We start from the raw sequence: 21,417 nt of genomic DNA, 5'->3' as shown, positions 1-21,417 counted from the left end.
CTTCGATGCGAGCGGATGGACCGCTTCGGTGGTTCGTGGAGCCGACAGACTCAATGATAGCTGGGTGTGGACACAGTCCGCGTAGCCGTGCCGACTGCGAATGAAACTGCATCTCAACAACATTGGAATAGCGGGGGTGGTGGTCGGAAAAGATTGCGAAACCGAACTTCGACTCCGGATGCTGCCGCCGGAATCGGGAGATTCGTCTGTTGTGTGTCCGCTTCTCACTGCACGTGCGCACGGTGTCGTCCTTTCTCGGCTGATCCCGGCATCGGTGACTCGACGAGTCCGATGGCAACGAACGCTGCGAGCGAGGTCGCGACCAGTAATGCCGCGCCGACGGACACGAGCAGCCACAGGCCGGGGTAGTGCTGTACCAGGAACCAGCCGCCGACGGTGGCGGCCGCGGTGATCACGACGACAACTGAAAGGGACTGCACCGGAAGTAGTCTGGAGATGGGCATGCTTCGCGCTATCACGATCCACAGCAGGACGAGGGTGGTTCCGATCGTCGCGACCGTGGAGATGGCAGCGCCGTCGTACGACATCCGTGGGATCAGCACGAGGTTCAACCCGATGTTCAGGGCCAGGCCGACCAACGCAACTACGGGGTAGTGGCGCTGCATCCCGGCCGAGGCCAGCAGGAAGATTCCCAGCATCACCAACGACATCAGTGCCGCGCCGATGACGAGCAGCCGGGCCGCGTGCGCTCCGTCCACGAATCTGTCGCCGTACAGGAGGCCGATCAACGGCTCGGCCGACGGTACGAATGCCGCCACGGCCATTGCACCGAAGACTGCGAACAGCAGTGCGGCCGAACGGGTGCGCGCTCGAAATGCAGTGGTGTCGTGAGGCCACGATGCCACGAGCAGGGTGCTGATCGGTGCCACTGCCGCCAACACGAAGGTGTCGATCATGTCGGAGAATTTGTAGCCGATCGAGTACAGACCGACGGCCTCGAACGTGTCGAGGAGGCTGAGCATCAGCATGTCGATCTTGAGCATGGCAATGGTGAGGGCGAAGCCGATGGCGAGGGGCACGGCCTCCCTCAGGTACGGACCCCAGCGGCGCACCTCGATGTGCCTCGACGGTCGCAACCCCATGGAACGGTTGCCGATGCCGAACCCCTTGGTGATCAGTTTGAACACTTCGTTGACCACAGCCGGCAGCACGAAGATCAGCAGGGTGGGAGCGAGCACGGCCGCCAACACGGTCAAAGCCAACTGGATTGCCTGACCGGCACTTTCGGCCACCGCCACCAGGATCAGCCGGTGACGACTCTGGAAGAGGACGCTCAAGGCGTGGCCCGGTGTGGCGAACACGACCACCAGTCCACCCAGCACCGTCGCGAGGACCACCTCGCTCGGATACTGCAGCAGGAGAACGTATGCCACGGCCAGTACGTAACCCACCAGTCCGAGGGCAGTACGCAGGGCCAGAAACGACGACGCGGTTCGACCGATTTCCTCGGGATCGTCGTCCATCAATTTCGCCAGCACGACGCGTCCGACTCCCAGGTCGGTGACGACGGACATCAGGCCCAGCAGTGCGAAGACGAAACTGAACTGACCCCAGTCGTCCGCTCCGAGGGACCTCGCGACGACGACACTGCCGACCCAGCCCAGCGCCGCGATGATCACTCTGCTGATCAGAACGGCAATCGTCGCCTTGGCTGCGGCCTTCGGATCCGCTGCGATCGCGCGGTAGTCCGGGGGCTGCTCTGTGCCGTCGAGCGCGAGCTCGTCCGACATCAAACCACGCCCGCGGCTCGATACGCGTCGGCAGTGAGCTCAGCCGTTCGACGCCAACTGATCTCGCGAGAGGCGTCGGCTGCCGCGCCGACGAGGGCTGCGCGTGCATCCGCGTCGAAAGCGATGGGTTTCATCGCGTGCACCCAGTCGTCCACGTTCTCCGATGCGACGAGCACGGCACCGTCGCCGACGACGTCGGGGAGGGCACCGACTGCACTGGCGACGACCGCGCCACCCGAGGCCATGGCCTCGATGGGTGGGAGCCCGTAGCCCTCGTAGCGAGAGGCGTACGCGGTGACGGTCGCAGCTGCATAGAGGGCAGGCAGGTCCTCGACATCGACGTACCCGAGCCCGCGGGAATTGCGGGGAGCGTGGGGACCGGTCGAGCCGGCTCCGGCCAGCAGGCACGGGATACCCAGATTCTCCGCTGCGTCGGCCACCAGCTGAACGTTCTTGCGAGGCTCCACCGTTCCGACCTGCATGACGAAACGGTCCGGTAGGTCGTACTTGGACCGAACAGCGTCCACTCGGCTGTCGGTGGGGACTTCTGCCCACCCTGCGGGTGCCAGGCCGACGACGGTGGCGTCGCGGCCGCTGACGGCCTTGATCCGGTCGGCAGTGAACTGCGAGACAGCGATGAGCAGATCGGCACGGCGCAGAGCTCGCCGCACCAGTCTCTGTTCACCGAGCGCGCGAAATTTACTGGAGGCCGACGGCATGTCGATGACCGAAAGATCGTGCACCGTGGCGACTGTGAAGGCCTTCGTGAGAAACGGAAGGTCGACGTCCAGGCCGTGTACGACATCGCACCGGCCGACGGGGAGTGCGCCGAGCACCGCCCGAGCCGCACCACTGGTGACAGGCCGTTCCATCGCCCGAACCGAGGGCGGCAGCTCACCGACGGCGTCGCGCTGCACGACCGCGGTGAGATCGGCGTCGGGCAGACGATCCGGTAGCTCGTTCAGGAGCTCGCGAATGTAGGTCTGTACTCCACTTCCGCCCGGCCTGAGGGCGAGCGCCCCGAAGACGATTCGTGTTGCGCTGCTGCGCATCCCACCACTCCTAACAAGAGCCAGAAATAGACATCGATCGGAAAGATCTCGAAATACGTGGAGACCAGACTGGCGAACATGGCGGCGACGATCGAAGCGCCGACACCGAGAGCGAGCGCCCCGTCGTCGCCCCGTAGTGCCCGGGACAGGCGTGTGCACCACAGCAACGACGTCACCAACAGTGCCACCACCGCCCAGAGGCCGATCGGCCCCAGTTCGAGCAGGGCCTTCACGTAGTAATTGTCGGGTTGGTAATTGGTCGAGAGTCCAGATTGAGTGAACGCTCGGCCCTCGGCGGTGGAAATGCGGTCTGCGGCAGACCCACTCGATCCCAGACCCGTGCCGAAGGGATGAATCAGGATGCTGGCGATGATATTGGCCCAACCGTCACCGCGTTGACCCAGACTGCTGGACGAGAAGAAGACCGACGTGATCTTGGGTACGAAGGGGACCGTGACGGCGACGGCCAGTGCCGCCAGAGCAAACGGCGCGGCGAGGTATCGAAAACGCACGGCGATCAAGTAGATGACCCCGACCGCGAGCCCGAGAATCGCGCCACGCACGATCGAACTGGACATCGCGACCACCATCATCGGAGACGCGCACAGAAACAACAGGTTTCGCCGACGGCGCGGATCGGCCAAAGCGACCGCACCACCGACGAGCAGCGCCAACATCACGTACAGCCCGAATGGGAACGGCAGGTTGAACGTGCTGAACGTGCGCAGTAGCCCGCCCGATGTTCGGACCTGCGTGCCGTATTCGTAACCCAGCGATACCAGTGCGGCGGGCCCGGCCACCAGTTGAGCGATGCCAACGACAGACGTGAACACACCCATGCCCATCAGAACCGAGACGAGGTGGTCACGGTCCCTGGCGTCGAACGGCGCGAGCCACATGACCACAACCAGCAGAACGTAGAAGAAGGTGACCTTGATACCGAACAGACCGACTATTCCGAACGTGGCGAATGCAGACACGCTGCCGAACACGACGAACACCGCAGCGGCCGGCCACCACGGCACGAACACCCGAGCAGGCGAGCCGGGAACTTGTCGTGGTCGGCGTAGCCACGCACACAGAACGGTGAAGACGACAAGGCCTTCCTTCCAGCCCGACACGACCCCGGGAAGGGGAACGAGAACCAGAAGTCCGTGCAGTGGAACCAATCCCGCCAACAGCAACACTCCACGTTGTGGGCGGCGGTAGATCGCCGATGCCACCGCGCAGCCGAGCGCGAGGACCAGCGCTGCGCCGAAAGCAAGCGCAACGTACGTGATCACGGGGTCACCCGAACGTGGCGGTGTTCGGCGTAGACCACGATCAGTCCTCGGCGCGTTTCAGAACGGCGAGCACGGTGAGAAACAGGATCTTGACATCGAGCCAGATGGACCAGTTCTCGATGTAGTAGTTGTCCCACTCCGCGCGGTCGGCAATGGACGTCTGGCCCCGAAGGCCGTGCACCTGAGCCCATCCCGTCACACCGGCCTTGACCCGGTGCCGTTCACCGTACCGACGGATCTGCATCTCGAACAGGTCCACGTACTCGGGCCGCTCCGGCCGGGGGCCGACCAAGCTCATGTCGCCACGAAGGACATTGAGCAGCTGTGGCAGCTCGTCCAACGAGGTCTGTCGCATGATTTTGCCGATACGCGTTCTCCGGTCGACACCCTCGACGCCACCTGGTGCGTCCCCGGCCTTCCGCTCGAACGCCGCGTCGGATGCCCGTGGAGGCCGCATGGACCGAAACTTCAGGCAGTCGAACGGCAGCCCATCGCGGCCGATTCGTTCCTGCGCGAAGAAGATCGGGCCGGGGGAGCTCAGGCGCACGAGCAGCATCAGCGTCAGGAAGACGGGGGAGAGCAGCAGGAGTCCGATTGCCGTCAGAACTCGATCGAGTACACCCTTCAGGGCGAACTGCCAACCCTTGGGGTTCACGTGCGGCAGCACCATCAGCGGCAGGCCGCCGATGTGCTCGACACGAGTGTTGACGCCGACGGCGTCGTACAGCCTGGGTACCACCCACACTCGCATTCCGAGCCGGTGCGCAGTCCTGATCGCGCCGACCAACACTTGGTCTTCGGTCGGAGCGAATGCCACGATCAGCTCCTCCGCACCGGTCCTGCGCGCAACTGCCTCCAAATCGCTGGGCAGTCCCAGGTGCGGCAGATCGGGCAGCTCGCCTCCCGATGAGACGTCGGCGACGGGGATTTCTCCTACGTAACCGACCGGAACAAGACCGTACTCAGGAAATTGTCTTGTGCGAGAGACGAGTTGATGCGCGATCGGGTCGTTGCCGAGCACGATGGTCGGTGCTGCCGATCCGAATTTGGTGCGAATCACGCGCTGGACGACGATGCGTACGAGCCGGACGATCGCAATCGTGAATGCGCTGAGCAGCCACAGTCGCAACACGACCGCGCTGGGCCGGTACTCGGTGTCGGCCAGGAACATCACGACCATCAACGCGAGCGCAGCGAATGCAACAGCCGTTTCGGCAGGCCCGATCTCGTCGAGAAAGTTGCGACGAAGGCTGCGCCTGTACATCGACTTGCCCGCCATGATTCCGATGAGCAGCGGGAGGAAGAGCCATGGCAGCCAGCCGGTGTCGACGAGACTGCCCGAATACCACAGCAGCGCTCCGGTAACTGCGACCGCGGCACCGAACACGTCGACCGCAACATTGACGGCGGTGTTCAGCGGATCGACCCGTAGTCGGTCCGCGAGTGTGCGACGGGCTACGACGACGTCGGGCTCGGCAGCCCGCGGGCGAGTGTGGGGTGATTCCAGTGTTTCGGGCACGGCTTCTTCCGGTGGTTAGTTTCGAATGAGGTCGGTCCTGAATATCCCAATTAATGTATACCGCCACGAAAGTGGACACCCGGTCGACTTCACGAAAAAAACTCGAAGTCGGTTGTAGGTCGAAAATGCTAATACTTGTCGGGGAAAGCGCCCCTTATTCGAAAACTCGCTCGCGAATAATCCAGGCCAAGTCCTGCAGTATCTGAACGTGGCCGGTGGTCCACTGCCGCGGCTGTCGATCCCACACGCACAGGGTTCCGACGGAATGGCCGTCATCGTCGGTGAGCGGAACTCCGAGGTAGGAAACAAACAGGTTGCTCTGGACCGACGGATGATCCTTGAGGGCGTCGTTGAGTCTCGCGTCTTCCACCACCAGCGGCTGGCCTAGATCGATCGCATAACGGCAGATGGACGCTTCGAGAGGAACCTCTTGCGCGCCAACGAGTTCCGACGGCAGTCCGAGTGCACTCTTGAAGTACTGACGCTTGTCGTCGAGAAGCGAGAATGCGGCAGACGGAGCGCTCAATGCATCGGCGACCATCGCGACGATCCGGTCGTAGCCGGAGTCGGATCCGGTGTCCATCAACCCTGTCCGAGTCACTGCTGCCAGCCTCTCGGGGTCGTCGATCGGCGTACCGAATGCCCGCGTCACCTCGGCCGGTTCGACGCCCTTCTCCGAAGCGGCCTGCAAAGCCCGCAGCAACGCACCCACGTCGGAATCCTGATCGTCGGACAGTTCGCGAACGAGGCGATCGACGACAGCTCGTCGAATGAATTCATCGGTCCCGAGGCCGGATTTCTCCGCCTGCCGGGCGAGTAACTCGTTGAGACGCTCGTCGAAACCGGGAAATCCTGTTGTCATTGGGCATATGGTAGTACAGGCAATGTCTTCCTACCGATGACTGCGGGGTCGAATTCTGCTCGATCGCGAATCGCTGCCGTAATTGCCACAAAGCGTATGACAATCCGTTTCGGCGAAGATCGCCTACCGGTGTTGCTATCATCCCGCAGATGAAAGCAAATGCTCCTCTGCGGGTGATGGCCGTTCTTGCGGCTCTGGTGTTGCCGTTCGCTGCGACGCCGGCAGTGGGTGCAGCTCCCGTCGTGCGGGCTCAGGCCGGTCCGGTGAACTGTGGCGGACAGTCCGACGCCATCCGGATCGGAGTCTCGCCGGGCGCGTCGATAGGTAGCCTCTCCCCAGCAGATCTGGATCGCGAACTGACGCTTGCCAAAGCCGCAGGAGCCTTCGCGGTTCGTCTCGACATCGATTGGTCCGCAATCGAATCGACACGGGGCGCTTTCGATTGGAGCCGAACGGACCGAGTGATCGATGCCGTCGTGGCCCACGGGATGTGCCCGCACGGCATCATCGCCTACACCCCCAGATGGGCGCGAGTAGCTGCCGCGGTCAACGATTCTCACTCCCGTCCTGCAAACCCGTCCACTTACGCGGCTTTCGCCAAGACGGTGGTTCAGCGGTACCAGAACCGCATCAAGATCTGGGAAGTATGGAACGAGCCGAACATCGTGACGTTCTTCAAGCCTGTTCCCGACGTCACGGCGTACTCGGCGCTGCTTCGAGCGGCCTACACGGCGATCAAACAGGTACAGCCCGGTTCGACCGTGCTCGTCGGGGGGATGGCACCGTCCGAGGACACGAACGGCAACATCGCGGGTACATCGTTCCTGTCGAAGATGTACGCGCAAGGATCCAACAAGTACTTCGACGCCTTCAACGTGCATCCCTACACGTGGCCGTTCCTACCCAACGACCCCAGCACAGCGTCATGGAACACCGCCATGAAGATGTGGTCGATGCGAGACACCATGGTTGCCGGCGGTGACAGTGGCAAACAGATCTGGATCACCGAATTCGGCGCACCGACCGGGACCAACCCCAACAGCGTCAGCGAGCAGGTGCAATCGGACAGCATCGGGATCGTTCTCGACGCCGTCCTCGGCAACGATTGGCTCGGACCGGCTTACGTCTACAGTCTCCGAGACGCCGGGTCCGACACCGCCGACACCGAACAGAACTTCGGCTTGGTTCGCAGAGACTGGACCCCCAAGATCGCCTACGGTCGCGTCGATGCCTACGCCGCGGAGCATTCGGCACCGTAGAACGATCGATTCCGCTGCCGGTGTTCGTAGGCTATGGTTCGCCCATGAATTCGCAGCCGGGGGGCGCGGTCCCTGATCGTAAGGACATCACGTTCGACTCGCACGGCGTCGACTGTGCGGCGTGGCTGTACCTGCCCGACAGCACCGAGCCGGCCCCGGTGATCGTCATGGCGCACGGTCTCGGCGGAACCCGGGGAATGCGACTCGACGCCTACGCAGAACGATTTCGCGCCGAGGGCTACGCGTGCCTGGTGTTCGACTATCGGTACTTCGGAGACAGTGGCGGGCGACCGCGACAATTGCTCGATATCGAGTCCCAGTTGCAGGACTGGGCGGCAGCGATCGCGTGCGCCCGGGGTCGGCAGGACGTGGACGGTTCGCGAATCGTGTTGTGGGGCTCGTCGTTCGGCGGTGGCCACGTCATCGTCGCGGCAGCACGGGATCAGCGTGTCGCCGCGGTGGTCGCGCAGTGTCCGTTCACCGACGGCATCGCCTCCGGGCTCGCTTCGAACACATGGACCTCGGTCAAACTGTCCGTGCGGGCCGTGCGCGATCTGCTGGGATCGGTGATCGGGCGACCGCCGGTGATGGTGGCGACCGCCGGACGACCGGGGACTACCGCATTGATGACGTCACCCGACAGTTACGACGGGTACCTCGCGCTCGCTCCGGACTCCGACGAGTCGTTCCACAATCGGGTTGCCGCCCGCTTCGCGCTGCAGATCGTGCGCCATCGGCCCGGACGTCGAGCGAAGGACGTCCGCTGCCCGATACTCTTCGTCGTCTGCAACACGGATTCTGTGGCACCGGCGAAGGCCACCCTGCGATACGCCCGGACAGCCCCGCTCGGCGAGATCGAAACCTACGACGCAGGCCATTTCGACATCTATCTCGGTGCTGACTTCGAGCAGGTGGTCGCAGACCAAATCGCCTTCCTCCTGCGCACTGTCCCGCCGCTGGTGGCTGCGGATCAGTAGACGTCGCGCACGTACCGCTTCTCCGCAGCGAGAGCCTTGACGTACGCCTCGGCACTGCCCGGGGCCAGTTTCCCGTGCTGTGCGACCACGCCTTTCAGGGCCGCATCCACGTCTTTGGCCATTCTCGACGCGTCGCCACAGACATAGAAGTGGGCACCTCGGTGAATCCAGTTCCACAGCTCGCTGCCGTGTTCACGCATGCGATCCTGCACGTAGACCTTGTCCTTCTGATCCCGGGAAAAGGCGACGTCGAGACGGTCGAGCGACCCGTCGCTCAGCATCGCGGTGAGTTCGTCGCGGTAGTAGAAGTCGGTGTCCGCGTGCTGTTCGCCGAAGAAGAGCCAGTTCGGGCCGGTGTGCCCGAGCGCGCGCCGCTCGTGCAGGAACGCCCGGAACGGTGCAATGCCGGTGCCGGGACCGACCATGATCATCGGCGTGGCGGAATCCTCGGGCGGTTTGAAATGGGTCGATTTCTGTACGTATATCCCGATGTCACGGTTGGCGGCATGGTCGGCCAGATACGTCGAGCACACCCCGCGTCGAGCGACACCGTGCACGTTGTATCGCACAGCCGAGACGGTCACCTGCACCTCCTCGGGATTCTCCTTCGGGCTCGACGAGATGGAATACAGACGCGGCTGCAACGGCTTGAGAACGCCGAGCCAATCGTCCACCGACGCGCGAACCGGATGTGCGGCAAGTACATCGATCGATTGCCGTCCCCACATCCAGTCGGCGAGCGTGTGTCTGTTGTCCGGATGCAACATGGCTTCGAGGTCGTCGTCCGCGGTACGCCGGTGTACGAACTTCAACAGATCCGGTGTGGCACGGGCGATCTCGAGGTGCCGACCCAACGCCGTACGGAGCGGCATTTCACCGTGCTCGGCCAAGTCGACGACGGCGTCACCGTCGAGGCCGGTGGCACCGAGCCACTCCTGCACGTACTGGTCACTGTTGCGAGGCCAGACCCCGAGTGCGTCACCCACCTCGTATTCGAGGGTGCCCGCAGGAAGGTGGAATCCGAGTTGACGGACGTCCTTGAGCGATCCGCGTGCGGTGAGCACTCGATTCCGAACGAGAGTGGTCACGAGGGGCGACTTCTTGCTGTAGCGCGGTCCTACGTCAGCGGCCGCAGGCCGACGTGCGGGTGCCCCAGGCTCGGCCGGCGCGGTGGCGGGATCGGACGTTGGCGAGTCACCTGCCAGCAGCGCGCTCACCGAGTCGAGCCATTCGGCGGCCTCGTTCTCGTAGTCGGGCTCGAGGTCGACCCTGCCGAGTAGTCGCCGCGCACCGAGTTGCTCGAGGCGTTCGTCGATCTTGCGGCCGTGCCCGCAGAAGTCTGCGTAACTCGAGTCGCCGAACGCCAGCACGGCGTAACGGATTCCGTCCAGTGCGTGTACCGAATCGGTTGTCAGGCTCTCCCAGAAGGTTGCGCCGTTGTCGGGTGCTTCGCCGTCCCCGGTGGTACTGCTGACGATCAACACGTCGGCCTCGGCCGGTAGTCGGTCTGCGGTGAACGAGTCCATGGAGTGTTCGGTGACGGCAGACCCAGCAGCTCGCAGATGAGAAACACTGGACTGGGCGAACTCCTCGGCAGTTCCCGTCTGCGAGGCCCACAGCAGGAGCAGTGGTCTGCCCGCTGCCGACGAGGTGTCCCCGGCGGTTGCTTCGGTGCCCGGCGAGGGAGTGCGCGAGAACAGGCCTGCGAGAACACCGTCGAGCCACGCGTGCGTCTCGGGAGTCAGCGGGGTCCGTTCGGGCAACGTGGGGATTCCCGGCGCGGAGCGACCTGCGTCGGTCCGAAGTCCCTCCAGCAGGCCGGCCATGTAACTTTGCTCGATGACGGTGAAAGGTTTTGCGGGTCGGCTCGGGCGGCCGACCAACACGGCGAGAGCGTCGACCGGATCGTGCACGTCCTCGGACGTATCGGGCGAATCCGATTGAGCAGCAGATACTTTCGTCAGCGACACGGCGCAGGCCTTGAATTCGGGTTGCTGCGAGTAGGGATCGACGGCGTCATTGGTCACCGCGTTGATCGCCAGGGATTCACCGAACTCGTCGCTCCAGTGGAACGGTGCGAAGCAGCCGCCAGGTAACACTCGGTCGGTGACCACGGCGGGCAGTACCGCACGGCCTCGACGCGACGACAGTTCGACGGTATCGCCGTCGGACAGATCGAGCCGGCCCGCATCGGTCGGGTGTATTTCCACGAACGGGCCGGGGTTCAGTTTGTTCAGCTTCGCGACTTTGCCGGTCTTGGTCATGGTGTGCCACTGATGGGGGAGTCGCCCCGTGTTGAGCAGGAACGGATAGTCGTCGTCCGGCATTTCGGCCGGTGCCATGGCGGGTCGGGCGAGAAACTGCGCTCGACCGCTTGCGGTGGGGAACGACAGGGCAGGAATCGAGCCGTCCTCCGACACCCGCAGGGTTTGGCTGACGCCGTCGTTGAGGTACCGGATGGGGTGTCTGGTGGTAGTCGACTCGGGCGGGCACGGCCACTGAATCGAACCATCGCGGAGCCCGTCGTAGGTGACGCCGCGAATGTCGTAACCGGTGGCGGGGTTCGAGAACTGCTTGATCTCCTCGAAGATCTCTTCGGCACTGGAGTACGTGAACGACTCGGAATAGCCTAGAGCGCAGGCCATGTCGGCGATGATCTTCCAGTCGGGGAGTGCTCCGCCGGGTGCTTCGACAGCCGGCTGGAACAGCGTGAGGTTCCGCTCGGAGTTGACCATGACACCATGGGCCTCGGTCCACAGCGCAGCGGGCAGCATGACATCGGCGTATCGGTTGGTCTCGGTGTCGGCGAAGGCGTCTTGAGTGATCACCAGTTCGGCACGTTCGAGACCGTCGATCACGGTTGTTCGATTGGCGACGGACGCAACAGGATTGGTGCAGATGATCCAGCAAGCTTTGATGTCGCCCGCAGCCAACTTCGAGAACATCTCGATGGTTCCACCACCGACGTCGGTGCGCAGTGTTCCGGGCGGGATTTTCCAGGCCTGCTCGACGAACGCGCGGTCGGTGTCGTTGGTGACCGCCCGTTGGCCCGGCAGTCCGGGGCCCATGTATCCCATTTCCCGGCCACCCATCGCGTTCGGCTGACCGGTCAACGAGAAGGGGCCGCTTCCGGTCCGGCAGATAGCACCCGTGGCCAGGTGGAGATTGCACAGTGCGTTGGTGTTCCAGGTGCCGTGGGTGGACTGATTGAGTCCCATCGTCCAACAGCTCATCCAGTTCTCTGCAGTCCCGATCATCTCCGCTGCGGCACGCAGATCTTCCTCGGCGAGACCGGTTGCAGCGCAGACCTTCTCGGGGGTGTAATCGCGAAGAAACTCCGGCATCGCGTCCCAGCCGTCGGTGAACTGGGCGATGAAGTCAGGGTCTGTGTTTCCGCCGTCGACGATCAGAGCCAGCAGGCCGTTGAGCAGCGCCAGATCGGATCCCGGTTCGAGCATGAGGTGCAGGTGCGCCTTGTCGGCGGTGGCGGTGCGCCGCGGATCGACCACGATCAGTTTCGCACCGGCCTTGACCCGGTCCATCATTCGCAGAAACAGGATGGGGTGGCAGTCGGCCATATTGGAGCCGATGACGAGGAACACGTCGGCGTTGTCGAAGTCTTCGTACGACCCCGGCGGACCGTCGGCTCCGAGTGACTGCTTGTAGCCGGTCCCCGCGCTGGCCATGCACAATCGTGAGTTGGATTCGATCTGATTGGTACCGATGAACCCTTTGGCCAGTTTGTTCGACAGGTACTGAGCCTCGATCGACATCTGCCCCGATACGTACAGCGCAACGGAATCGGGTCCGTGTTCGTCGAGGATCGTGCGGAGCCTGCGGGCAGTATCGGTGATGGCCACCGAGGTGTCCGTACTCTCCGGCCGGTCACCGCGCCGGTGGCGAATTCGAGCCTTGTCGAGGCGGCCCGGCGCGGCAAGCATGTCTGCGGTGGTGCTTCCCTTGGTGCACAGTCGGCCGAGGTTCGCCGGGTGGGTCTTGTCGCCGACCGACTTGGTGACCGTGGGCCCGATCGGCAGCGTCGACCGGGAGCTCGACTGGGACTTCGCCGCCGACGGCCCACCGACCTCGAGCACCATGCCGCATCCCACGCCGCAGTATGCGCAGAGTGTCTTCACCGTGGTGACCATGGCTTCCACAGTGCCCGGTGCAGTGTGCGCGGCCATTACACATCGGTTAGCCGGATATGACGTTGTCCTCACCGGGCGTCGAACGAGGCGGTGATGTGCGTTCGCGGCACCGCTCTGTGTGGCAGGGAGGTAACACCAACTTTCTGCAGTGCGATTGGTACTCGAACGTTATTCGTCGAACGGGCTGTCGAGTGGAATGTGTGGATTCTGCGCTGGCAGAATCGTCCGGGTCGGGCTCGAAGTGGGAAGTGGTGTGTTCATGAGGGTGTCTCGAGGATTCGTTCTCGCCGCGGTGGGAGTTGTCGCTTCGGTGGCGGTGCTGTCCGGGTGCAGCTCGCAGACGGACATCTCCGAACCCTCCGTTCCGATCGATTCCAATCCGATGACCGAACTGATGAAACCGAAGCTGACCGCGAGCGTGCTCGACGGAGCAGTCGGCTTCTCACCGGCGGACCCGGTGACCGTCTCGGTTGCCGACGGCAAGTTGTCCTCGGTCACCATGCTCAACCCCGATGGCGAGCCGGTATCGGGAGCCATTGCTCCGGACGGGCTGTCGTGGACCAACACCGAACCCCTCGGCTACAACCGCGAGTATCGAGTGCAGGCCGATGCGTACGGACTCGGAGGATCATCGAGCACGGTGTCGAGCTTCACCACCAGCCAGCCGGGCAATTTCACCAAGCCCTACGTTCTGCCGAATCCGGGCGACGTGGTGGGTATCGGGCAGCCTGTCGCGGTCCAGTTCGACGAGGCGATCACCGACAAGCTTGCTGCCCAGAATGCGATCACGGTCACCACGACGCCGGCCGTGGAAGGTGCGTTCTACTGGGTGAACAACAAAGAGGTTCGCTGGCGACCGGAGAACTACTGGGCACCGGGCACCAAGGTCGACGTGGCCGTCAACGTGTACGGGCGTGATCTCGGTGACGACATCTACGGCCAGGAGAATGCGACGACGTCGTTCACGATCGGCGACGCGGTCATTGCCACTGCGGACGACAACACCAAGCAGGTGACGTTCAACGTCAACGGCCAGGATGTCATCACGATGCCGACGTCGATGGGCAAGGACTCCACCCCGACGGACAACGGCGTCTACATCATCGGTGATCGATTCGAGCATCTCGTCATGGATTCGTCGACCTACGGTGTGCCGGTCAACTCGTCCACCGGGTACCGCACTCCGGTCGACTGGGCGACGCGGATGTCGTACAGCGGCATCTTCTTCCATTCCGCACCGTGGTCGGTGGGGCAGCAGGGCTACTCCAACGCCTCGCACGGGTGTCTGAACCTCAGTCCGACCAACGCCAAGTGGGTCTACGACAACACCAAGCGCGGTGACATCGTCGTGGTCAAGAACACCGTCGGTGGAACGTTGTCGGGCACCGATGGTCTCGGCGACTGGAACATTCCCTGGGACGAGTGGAAAGCGGGCAACGCCACCACTGTCTGATCGGTGTCGATCAGCTTCGATCGCGGGTTTGGTAGAGCGAAGGATCTATCCCGAGTGTCTTCAGGTACGCGACCGGTTCGATGCTCGAGCCGTTGTTGCGGACCTCGAAGTGCAGATGCGGTCCCGTCGAATTGCCGGTGCTGCCGACCGCCCCGAGGACATCTCCCGGTGCCACCTCGTCACCGACGGACACAGCGAGGCTGGACTGATGGCCGTAGTAGGTCTCGGTGTTTCCGCTCTTGACCCGAACGAGCTTGCCGTAGCCGTCGCCCGCGTCTCCGGCCTGAACGACGGTTCCGCCGGTCACCGCATGGATCGGGGTTCCGCTGTCGGCAGCCAGGTCCACACCCTGGTGGTACTGCGCGCCGTTGCCGGTCGGGTTGTTGCGTCCGCCGTAACCCGAAGTGATGCGATATTTGCCTGCGTCGATCGGGAGCACTGCGCCGCCGAGACCGACGGTGGGCGGCGCACTCGGAAGTTCGATCTCGGGTACATCCGCGGGAGTTGCGGTATCCGGCACCGACAGCACGTCGCCGTCGAGAACGATCGCCGCGACCTGGTTGATGAGCACACCGGTGGCGTCGAGCACCGCGGCGAGTATTGCGGCCCGCTGCTGAGCATCGGGCTGGGGGATCGGGATCTGAGGTAATTCGATCGTGGGTTGAGCGGTGGCCACCGCTGGGCTGAGCAAGCCGGTTGTGCCGATGCACAGTGCTGCCGACAAGATCGAACCCGCTATGACTCTGTGCATTCTGCGACCCACGAAAAGCCTCCTCGTCTCTGCCCGCCGTGCACCCGTCGGATGGGTGCGAGCTGGGCGTCGAGCATGTTCGGTGACGCTTCGGGGCACGCTGAACTCACGTAGCAGAAAACACATGAATCACGTTGGTACTTTTCTTCCCCAAAAGTGCCATTGGTAACCGTACGTCACAGAAACCCCATAAGAAACTCGAAAACTGAATTACAACAACGTAATTCGAGGTCAGGGTGGGTACGCACCGTCCGCTCGAACACCCTTACGAAGGGTGGAGTGAATGCACGAAAAAGGCCGGTCTCGCGAGGAGACCGGCCTTCTTCGTGTGGGGTGAGCGACGGGACTCGAACCCGCGACATCCAGGATCACAACCTGGTGCTCTACCAGCTGAACTACGCCCACCATTGCACGCGTCCGCAGAACCTTTTCGGGCTCTGCATCAGCAGCGTCGACAATACTAGCGGGTTGAATCCGAGGTTGCTAATCCGCCCCCGATTGCGTGTCGAGTTCGGCAACAACTGCTGCGATGTCGCTGGTAGAGGGCCCCGGCGGAGCCACGAAGGCCGTCCGGCGGTAGTACTGCAACTCTTTGATCGACTCCTTGATGTCCGCGAGGGCGCGGTGCGCAAGGCCCTTGGCCGGCTGCCCGTAGTAGATCCGTGGGTACCACCGTCGAGAAAGTTCCTTGATCGAGCTGACGTCGATCATTCGGTAGTGGAGGTAGGTGTCGAGCGCGGTCATGTCGCGAGAGATGAATCCACGATCGGTCCCGATCGAGTTTCCCGCGAGCGGAACCGTTCCGGCCACCGGGACGTGCTCCTTGATGTACGCGAGCACGCGCTGCTCGGCTTCCTCCAGGCTCACCGTCGACGCGCGCACCTCGTCGGTCAAGCCCGACTTGGCATGCATGTCGGTGACGACGGCCGGCATGTTCGCCAACGCATCGTCGTCGGCGTGGATGACGATGTCGACACCCTCTCCGAGGATGTTGAGCTCACTGTCGGTCACCAACGCCGCGATTTCGATCAGCTTGTCCTTGCTCAGGTCCAAGCCGGTCATTTCACAGTCGATCCACACGAGTTTGTCCTGCACTCGCTCCACAGTAGTGCGCCCACCACAGCCACTAGGGTTTGCGGTGGCGATCGACCCCGTTCACTTCAGCGCACGTTCACGAAAGGATGCGGACATGACAGGCGACCCGACGCAGCCGGCACCCACGCTCAGCCCTGCCGAGAAGGCGAAGGCGGCCAAAGCGGCGGCCGTGGAAGCCGCACGGGTGGCTGCCGAAGCTCTGGCTGCGGCCGACGCCGCCGAGGCCGAGGCGCGTGCCGCAGAGCAAGGGTCGGCACCGGCGGTGCACGGTAAAGCAAGCGAGATCGCCGCCGGATACACATCGGCAGGTGCGGCATTGGAACTGGGAACCGTCGTTCTGGACGGTGTCACCGACCCCGCTGCCCGCATTCGTATTCCGTTGGCCACGTTGAACAGGCACGGTCTCGTTGCCGGGGCCACCGGAACCGGCAAGACCAAGACGCTCCAGGGGATAGCCGAACAGCTTTCTGCCGCAGGGGTTCCCGTCGTCATGGCCGATGTCAAAGGAGATCTCTCGGGCTTGTCCGCGCCGGGCGAAGACACCGACAAGATCCGCAGCCGCGCTGCGGACACCGGCCTGACGGACTGGGCTCCAGCCGGACACCCGGTGGAATTTCTCTCGCTCGGCACTGAGGGAATCGGGGTGCCGGTGCGGGCCTCGATCACCGCGTTCGGACCGATTTTGCTCAGCAAAGTGTTGGGGCTCAACAACACTCAAGAGTCGACCCTGGGGCTGATCTTCCACTGGGCCGATTCCCAGGGACTTGCCTTGCTCGATCTCAAGGACCTGCGGTCGGTGATCATGCATCTGACGAGTGACGAAGGCAAAGCCGACCTGAAAGGCATCGGCGGTGTCTCGTCGGCGACCGCCGGAGTCATCCTGCGCGCCTTGGCCAATCTCGAGGCCGACGGCGGCGACACCTTCTTCGGCGAACCGGAACTCGAGACCGAGGACCTGCTCCGCGTCGGACCCGACGGACGAGGCGTCATCACCTTGTTCGAGCTCGGTGCTCAGGCGTCACGCCCGGTGATGTTCTCCACCTTCCTGATGTGGGTACTGGCCGATTTGTTCCAGACGTTGCCCGAGGTCGGTGACGTCGACAAGCCCAAGCTCGTGTTCATCTTCGACGAGGCGCATCTGCTCTTCGCCGACGCGTCGAAAGCCTTTTTGCAGCAGGTGGAACAGACCGTCAAGCTCATTCGCTCGAAGGGCGTCGGGGTCTTCTTCTGCACGCAGCTGCCCACCGACGTCCCCAACGACGTTCTCTCCCAATTGGGCGCGCGAATCCAGCATGCTCTGCGCGCCTTCACTCCCGACGACCAGAAAGCACTGAACAAGACGGTGCGCACCTACCCCAAGACCGACGCGTACGACCTCGAGAAGGCACTGACGTCGTTGGGAACCGGAGAAGCGATCGTGACGGTGCTCTCTGAGAAAGGCGCTCCGACACCGGTCGCGTGGACGAAGATTCGCCCGCCCCGGTCCCTGATGGACACCATCGGCAACGACGCCATCGCGGCCGCCGCGTCGTCGAGCACCCTCTCCGCCAAGTACCGCGAGACAATCGATCGCGAGTCCGCCTACGAGCGGATGAACGCTCGCGTGGCCGACGTGCCCGCTCCGGCAGAGAAGTTCGATATCCCACCGCTGCCCGCCGATCTGCCGGAACTACCCCCGAGCGAGCCGGACGGGCCGTCGGCCGCGGAGCGCATCATGGGCAACCCAGCGGTCAAGAGCTTCCTTCGATCGGCTGCCTCGGCCGCCGGGCGGGAAATCTCGCGCAGCATCTTCGGAACCGGTCGGCGTCGGCGGCGCTGAGCTTGCTCAGTCGGGAGTGGAGCCCGCGGAACGACCAGGATTCGGGTACTAGCTGCCGAGCTTCTTGTAGAAGCTGCCGATGATCGGCGCCGAAATGCTGCGCGGGCTGTACTGCCCGGCTACCGACATGCCCTTGCTGAGCAGGCCGGGAACGACGCGCATCTTGTTCTTCGCCAGGCCGTCCAGTGACAGCTTCGCGGTGTAGGCGCTGTCGATCCACAGGAAGTCGGGAACCATCTTGTCGACGATCGACGCATCGGCCGGGTCGGGTGTCTCGGTGCGGACCGGGCCTGGAGCGAGCAGGGTGACGTTGACGCCGGTGCCCGCGAGCTCACCGCGCAGTGACTCCGAGAACGTGTTGACGAAGGCCTTCGTCGCGGCGTAGGTCGCGTTGTTGGGGATGGCCATGTTGCCCGCCGCAGAACCGGTGATGAGGATGCCGCCTGCTCCGCGACCGATCATGCCGGGCATGACCGCCAACGTGAGGTCGTGTACAGCAACGGCATTGAGCTCCACCTGATCACGCTCGTACGCGGGATCGAGCCCGGCCACCGGTCCGAACGTCGCGATGCCTGCGTTGTTGCACAGGATCGAGATCTCACGCTCGGAGAGCTCGGTGACCAGCTCCTGGCGCTGCTCGCGGTTGGACAGATCCGACGCCCGCACCTCGACGGTGACGCCGTGCTCGGCGGTGAGCTTCGCGGCCAGCGCCTCGAGCAGTTCGCCGCGTCGGGCCACGACGATCAGCGAGTGACCACGGGTGGCGAGTTCGGTGGCCAGGGCTTCACCGATACCGGAGGAGGCTCCGGTGACGACGGCGCGGGCATCGGGGCTGGGCTTGGGCAGGCTCACGGTGAGACAGGCTAGCGGACAGATCAGATCGTGGCCGCGAGCCGGGTGCCCTGCTCTATCGCCCGTTTGGCGTCCAACTCTGCCGCCACGTCCGCACCGCCGATGATGTGTGTGGTGGTGCCCGCGGCCTTCAGCTCGTCGACCAGATCCCGGACCGACTCCTGGCCCGCGCAGATCACGATGGTGTCGACCTCGAGCAAGCGTGGGCGTTCGTGCTTCTCGCCGAACGAGATGTGCAGGCCCGCATCGTCGATCTTCTCGTAGTTCACCCCCGAAAGCTGATGCACGCCTTTGGCTTTCAACGCTGCGCGGTGAACCCACCCGGTGGTCTTCGCGAGACCGGCCCCGATACGTCCCGGCTTGCGTTGCAGGAGGTAGACCTCCCGAGGAGATGCGGCCGGCACCGGGGTGGTCAACGCGCCCGGCGCGGCCTCGGGCTCGGTGACTCCCCACTCCTGCTTCCATTCCTTCAGGTCCAGCGTGGGGGAGGCGTCGGTGGTGAGGAACTCGGAGATGTCGATGCCGATACCGCCGGCACCGATGACCGCGACCCGGTCGCCGACGGCCCTACCGTCGCGCACCAGTTCCGCGTACGAGAGCACGGACGGGTGATCGATACCTGGGATCTGCGGCATCCGGGGAGTGACACCGGTGGCCAGGACCACCTCGTCGAATTCGCCCGCGGCGAGTTCTGCGGCGGTAACCCGAGTATCGAGGTGTACCGCAACATCCGCGTCGCGCAGAGCGGTGGAGAAGTAGCGAATGGTCTCGGCGAACTCTTCCTTGCCGGGAATCAGACGGGCGATACCGAATTGGCCGCCGATCTCGCTCCTGGCCTCGAACAGGCTGACAGCGTGTCCGCGTTGCGCAAGGGTGAGCGCCGCAGACAGTCCGGCGGGCCCGGCCCCGACGACCGCCACCTTCTTGGTCTTCTTCGTCGGCAACAACTGCAGGTCGATCTCGCGACCGGCGCGAGGGTTGACCAGGCACGAGACCTTTTTGTGTACGAAGGCATGGTCGAGGCAGGCCTGATTGCAGGCGATGCAGGTGTTGATTCGATCCGCGGAATCGGAAGCAGCCTTCTCGACCCAGAACGGATCGGCGAGCATCGGCCTGGCCATCGCGATCAGCTGCGCGTCGCCGCGGGCGAGGATGTTCTCGGCGATCTCGGGCATGTTGATGCGGTTGGACGCGGCGACAGGGATGCTCACGTATTTTTCGAGCTTGCCGGTGATGTCGGCGAACGCCGCCCTGGGGACGGAGGTGACGATGGTCGGCACCCGCGATTCGTGCCAGCCGATGTCGGTGTTGATGATGTCCGCGCCTGCGGCCTCGACGTCCTCGGCGAGGGCAACGATGTCGTTCCAACTCTGGCCCTCCTCGACGAGGTCGGCCATCGACAGCCGGAACACGATGAGGAAGTCCGGGCCAACCGCAGCCCGCGTCTGTCGCACGATCTCGACTGCCATTCGGCGACGGTTCTCCGCAGAACCGCCCCATTCGTCGCGTCGCTTGTTGGTGCGCTCGGAGAGGAACTGGTTGATGAAGTAGCCTTCGCCGCCCATGATTTCGACGCCGTCGTAGCCGGCGCTCTGTGCGAGTCGGGCGCACCGCACGAAGTTTCTGATCTGCCAGCGAACGCCCCTCGAGGTCAATCGCCTGGGCCGAAAAGGATTGATGGGAGCCTTGATCGACGATGCCGACACACTCAGCGGCTGGTAGGAATAGCGTCCGGCATGGAGGATCTGGAGCGCGATCTTGCCGCCTTCGCGGTGCACGGCAGTGGTGATCCGGCGGTGCCGACGGGCCTCGATGCGGTTGGTCAGCTTGGCCCCGAACGGCAACAGCCACCCGGTGCGATTGGGGGCGTAACCCCCGGTGATGATGAGTGCGACTCCGCCGCGGGCCCGCTCGGCGAAGTAGGCAGCCAGGCGGCCGGTGTCGCGGGCGCGATCTTCGAGGCCGGTGTGAATCGATCCCATGATCACGCGGTTCTTCAGCGTGGTTGCGCCGACGTTCAATGGCGACAACAGAATCGGGTACGGACCAGTGGTCTGCTCGGTCTTCACAGTTTCTCCAATACCTCGGTGCACCATTCGGTGAATCCTTCTTCGACACGAATCCCGCCGCGGAGCACCAGGTATTGATGCAGCGCGGTACCGGTCAGGGCAGCGGGGGCCGGAAAGTCCTGCTTCTCGATCAGTCGATACACGTCGAGACGGGTGGCATGTACGTCGCGGTGGCGGGCGACTTCGACTTTCAACGCTTCGATGTCACCGTTGGCCGCTCCGCGAATCTTCACGGCGAGCTCCTCGCGAAGCTGCGAGGGATCGGTCGGCGCGGCGATCCACCGATCGAGTTCGCCTCGGCCCGCAGCGCTGACCGAATAGACCTTCTTGTCGGGTCGGCCGTCCTGCGCGACTGCCTCGCCGGTGATCCAGCCCGCTCCATCCATCCGCGTCAGAGTGCGGTAGATCTGCTGGTGAGTTGCACTCCAGAAGAAGCCGATGGACTTGTCGAACCGTCGGGCGAGCTCGTACCCCGAGCCGCTCAGCTCGGTGAGGGAGACCAGAATCGCGTGTTCCAAAGCCACACC

15 protein-coding genes and 1 tRNA gene are annotated in these 21,417 nt (G+C 63.8%); 4 read left to right on the top strand and 12 right to left on the bottom strand.

Going from position 1 to position 21,417, the window contains the following annotated elements; translation table 11 throughout:
- Positions 1-224: 224 nt before the first annotated feature.
- The 5 genes from VF34_RS09735 to VF34_RS09715 all read right to left on the bottom strand — a co-directional run bounded on the left by VF34_RS09735 (position 225) and on the right by VF34_RS09715 (position 6,467).
- Positions 225-1,751, bottom strand: coding sequence for a flippase (locus VF34_RS09735; RefSeq protein WP_045841300.1), 1,527 nt, complete (start codon positions 1,749-1,751; stop codon positions 225-227).
- Entirely contained in the window at positions 1,751-2,803 is a 1,053-nt protein-coding gene (locus tag VF34_RS09730; protein ID WP_045841299.1) for a glycosyltransferase family 4 protein, read from the bottom strand. Before VF34_RS09730 ends, VF34_RS09735 begins: the two co-directional genes overlap by 1 nt.
- Entirely contained in the window at positions 2,713-4,086 is a 1,374-nt protein-coding gene (locus VF34_RS09725) for an O-antigen ligase family protein (RefSeq protein WP_045841298.1), read from the bottom strand. Before VF34_RS09725 ends, VF34_RS09730 begins: the two co-directional genes overlap by 91 nt.
- Before the next feature lie 40 nt (positions 4,087-4,126).
- Positions 4,127-5,605, bottom strand: coding sequence for a sugar transferase (locus VF34_RS09720; RefSeq protein WP_027497623.1), 1,479 nt, complete (start codon positions 5,603-5,605; stop codon positions 4,127-4,129).
- A gap of 154 nt (positions 5,606-5,759) precedes the next feature.
- Positions 5,760-6,467, bottom strand: coding sequence for a GAF domain-containing protein (locus VF34_RS09715; RefSeq protein WP_045841297.1), 708 nt, complete (start codon positions 6,465-6,467; stop codon positions 5,760-5,762).
- A gap of 149 nt (positions 6,468-6,616) precedes the next feature.
- Here VF34_RS09715 and VF34_RS09710 point away from each other — a divergent pair, with 149 nt between their 5' ends.
- Positions 6,617-7,726 carry an endo-1,4-beta-xylanase gene (locus tag VF34_RS09710; RefSeq protein WP_052718652.1) on the top strand — a complete coding sequence of 370 codons (1,110 nt, stop codon included), beginning with the start codon at positions 6,617-6,619 and terminating at the stop codon, positions 7,724-7,726.
- A 44-nt stretch (positions 7,727-7,770) separates the two neighbouring features.
- Positions 7,771-8,703, top strand: coding sequence for an alpha/beta hydrolase (locus tag VF34_RS09705; RefSeq protein ID WP_045841296.1), 933 nt, complete (start codon positions 7,771-7,773; stop codon positions 8,701-8,703).
- Here VF34_RS09705 and VF34_RS09700 read toward each other — a convergent pair.
- Positions 8,697-12,887, bottom strand: a complete 4,191-nt coding sequence (locus VF34_RS09700) for a bifunctional nitrate reductase/sulfite reductase flavoprotein subunit alpha (RefSeq protein ID WP_045841295.1) — start codon at positions 12,885-12,887, stop codon at positions 8,697-8,699. The two genes, VF34_RS09705 and VF34_RS09700, sit on opposite strands and share 7 nt — an antisense overlap.
- 223 nt (positions 12,888-13,110) lie before the next feature.
- On the opposite strand from VF34_RS09700, the gene VF34_RS09695 reads away from it, so the two are divergent.
- Complete coding sequence (locus VF34_RS09695; RefSeq protein ID WP_032368475.1) at positions 13,111-14,304, top strand: L,D-transpeptidase; 1,194 nt, start codon at positions 13,111-13,113, stop codon at positions 14,302-14,304.
- Between the two features lie 10 nt (positions 14,305-14,314).
- Here the strand turns inward: VF34_RS09695 and VF34_RS09690 are convergent, their stop codons facing one another.
- The 3 genes from VF34_RS09690 to orn form a co-directional block, all read right to left on the bottom strand.
- Entirely contained in the window at positions 14,315-15,028 is a 714-nt protein-coding gene (locus VF34_RS09690) for a M23 family metallopeptidase (RefSeq protein ID WP_231578205.1), read from the bottom strand.
- Between the two features lie 356 nt (positions 15,029-15,384).
- Positions 15,385-15,460 (bottom strand) — tRNA-His (locus VF34_RS09685).
- 78 nt (positions 15,461-15,538) lie between these two features.
- Positions 15,539-16,150, bottom strand: coding sequence for an oligoribonuclease (orn, locus tag VF34_RS09680; RefSeq protein WP_027497616.1), 612 nt, complete (start codon positions 16,148-16,150; stop codon positions 15,539-15,541).
- A gap of 94 nt (positions 16,151-16,244) precedes the next feature.
- Here orn and VF34_RS09675 point away from each other — a divergent pair, with 94 nt between their 5' ends.
- Complete coding sequence (locus VF34_RS09675; RefSeq protein WP_045841294.1) at positions 16,245-17,969, top strand: helicase HerA-like domain-containing protein; 1,725 nt, start codon at positions 16,245-16,247, stop codon at positions 17,967-17,969.
- A gap of 48 nt (positions 17,970-18,017) precedes the next feature.
- Here VF34_RS09675 and cmrA read toward each other — a convergent pair whose 3' ends face one another.
- Genes cmrA through VF34_RS09660 form a run of 3 tightly spaced genes read right to left on the bottom strand, consistent with a single transcriptional unit; the run spans position 18,018 to position 21,414 of the window.
- The gene (gene cmrA / locus VF34_RS09670) at positions 18,018-18,821 is read right to left on the bottom strand and encodes a mycolate reductase (RefSeq protein ID WP_032370197.1); all 804 of its coding nucleotides are present in this window, start codon (positions 18,819-18,821) and stop codon (positions 18,018-18,020) included.
- A gap of 23 nt (positions 18,822-18,844) precedes the next feature.
- The gene (locus tag VF34_RS09665; protein WP_045841293.1) at positions 18,845-20,917 is read right to left on the bottom strand and encodes an NADPH-dependent 2,4-dienoyl-CoA reductase; all 2,073 of its coding nucleotides are present in this window, start codon (positions 20,915-20,917) and stop codon (positions 18,845-18,847) included.
- On the bottom strand, positions 20,887-21,414 hold the full coding sequence (locus VF34_RS09660; RefSeq protein WP_032390923.1) for a PadR family transcriptional regulator: 528 nt from the start codon (positions 21,412-21,414) through the stop codon (positions 20,887-20,889). The genes VF34_RS09665 and VF34_RS09660 overlap by 31 nt, the downstream gene beginning before the upstream one ends.
- Positions 21,415-21,417 lie beyond the last annotated feature (3 nt).

The sequence above is a fragment of the Rhodococcus sp. PML026 genome (assembly GCF_000963615.1).
GTDB lineage: Bacteria > Actinomycetota > Actinomycetes > Mycobacteriales > Mycobacteriaceae > Rhodococcoides > Rhodococcoides fascians.
This window is presented reverse-complemented; position numbering and strand designations above follow the sequence as displayed.

Coding starts and splice junctions, on each gene's coding strand:
- VF34_RS09735 (WP_045841300.1), bottom strand. CDS start 1,751: ATGTCGGACGAGCTCGCGCTCGACGGCACAGAGCAGCCCCCGGACTAC.
- VF34_RS09730 (WP_045841299.1), bottom strand. CDS start 2,803: ATGCGCAGCAGCGCAACACGAATCGTCTTCGGGGCGCTCGCCCTCAGG.
- VF34_RS09715 (WP_045841297.1), bottom strand. CDS start 6,467: ATGACAACAGGATTTCCCGGTTTCGACGAGCGTCTCAACGAGTTACTC.
- VF34_RS09710 (WP_052718652.1), top strand. CDS start 6,617: ATGAAAGCAAATGCTCCTCTGCGGGTGATGGCCGTTCTTGCGGCTCTG.
- VF34_RS09705 (WP_045841296.1), top strand. CDS start 7,771: ATGAATTCGCAGCCGGGGGGCGCGGTCCCTGATCGTAAGGACATCACG.
- VF34_RS09700 (WP_045841295.1), bottom strand. CDS start 12,887: ATGGCCGCGCACACTGCACCGGGCACTGTGGAAGCCATGGTCACCACG.
- VF34_RS09695 (WP_032368475.1), top strand. CDS start 13,111: ATGAGGGTGTCTCGAGGATTCGTTCTCGCCGCGGTGGGAGTTGTCGCT.
- VF34_RS09675 (WP_045841294.1), top strand. CDS start 16,245: ATGACAGGCGACCCGACGCAGCCGGCACCCACGCTCAGCCCTGCCGAG.
- VF34_RS09665 (WP_045841293.1), bottom strand. CDS start 20,917: ATGGTGCACCGAGGTATTGGAGAAACTGTGAAGACCGAGCAGACCACT.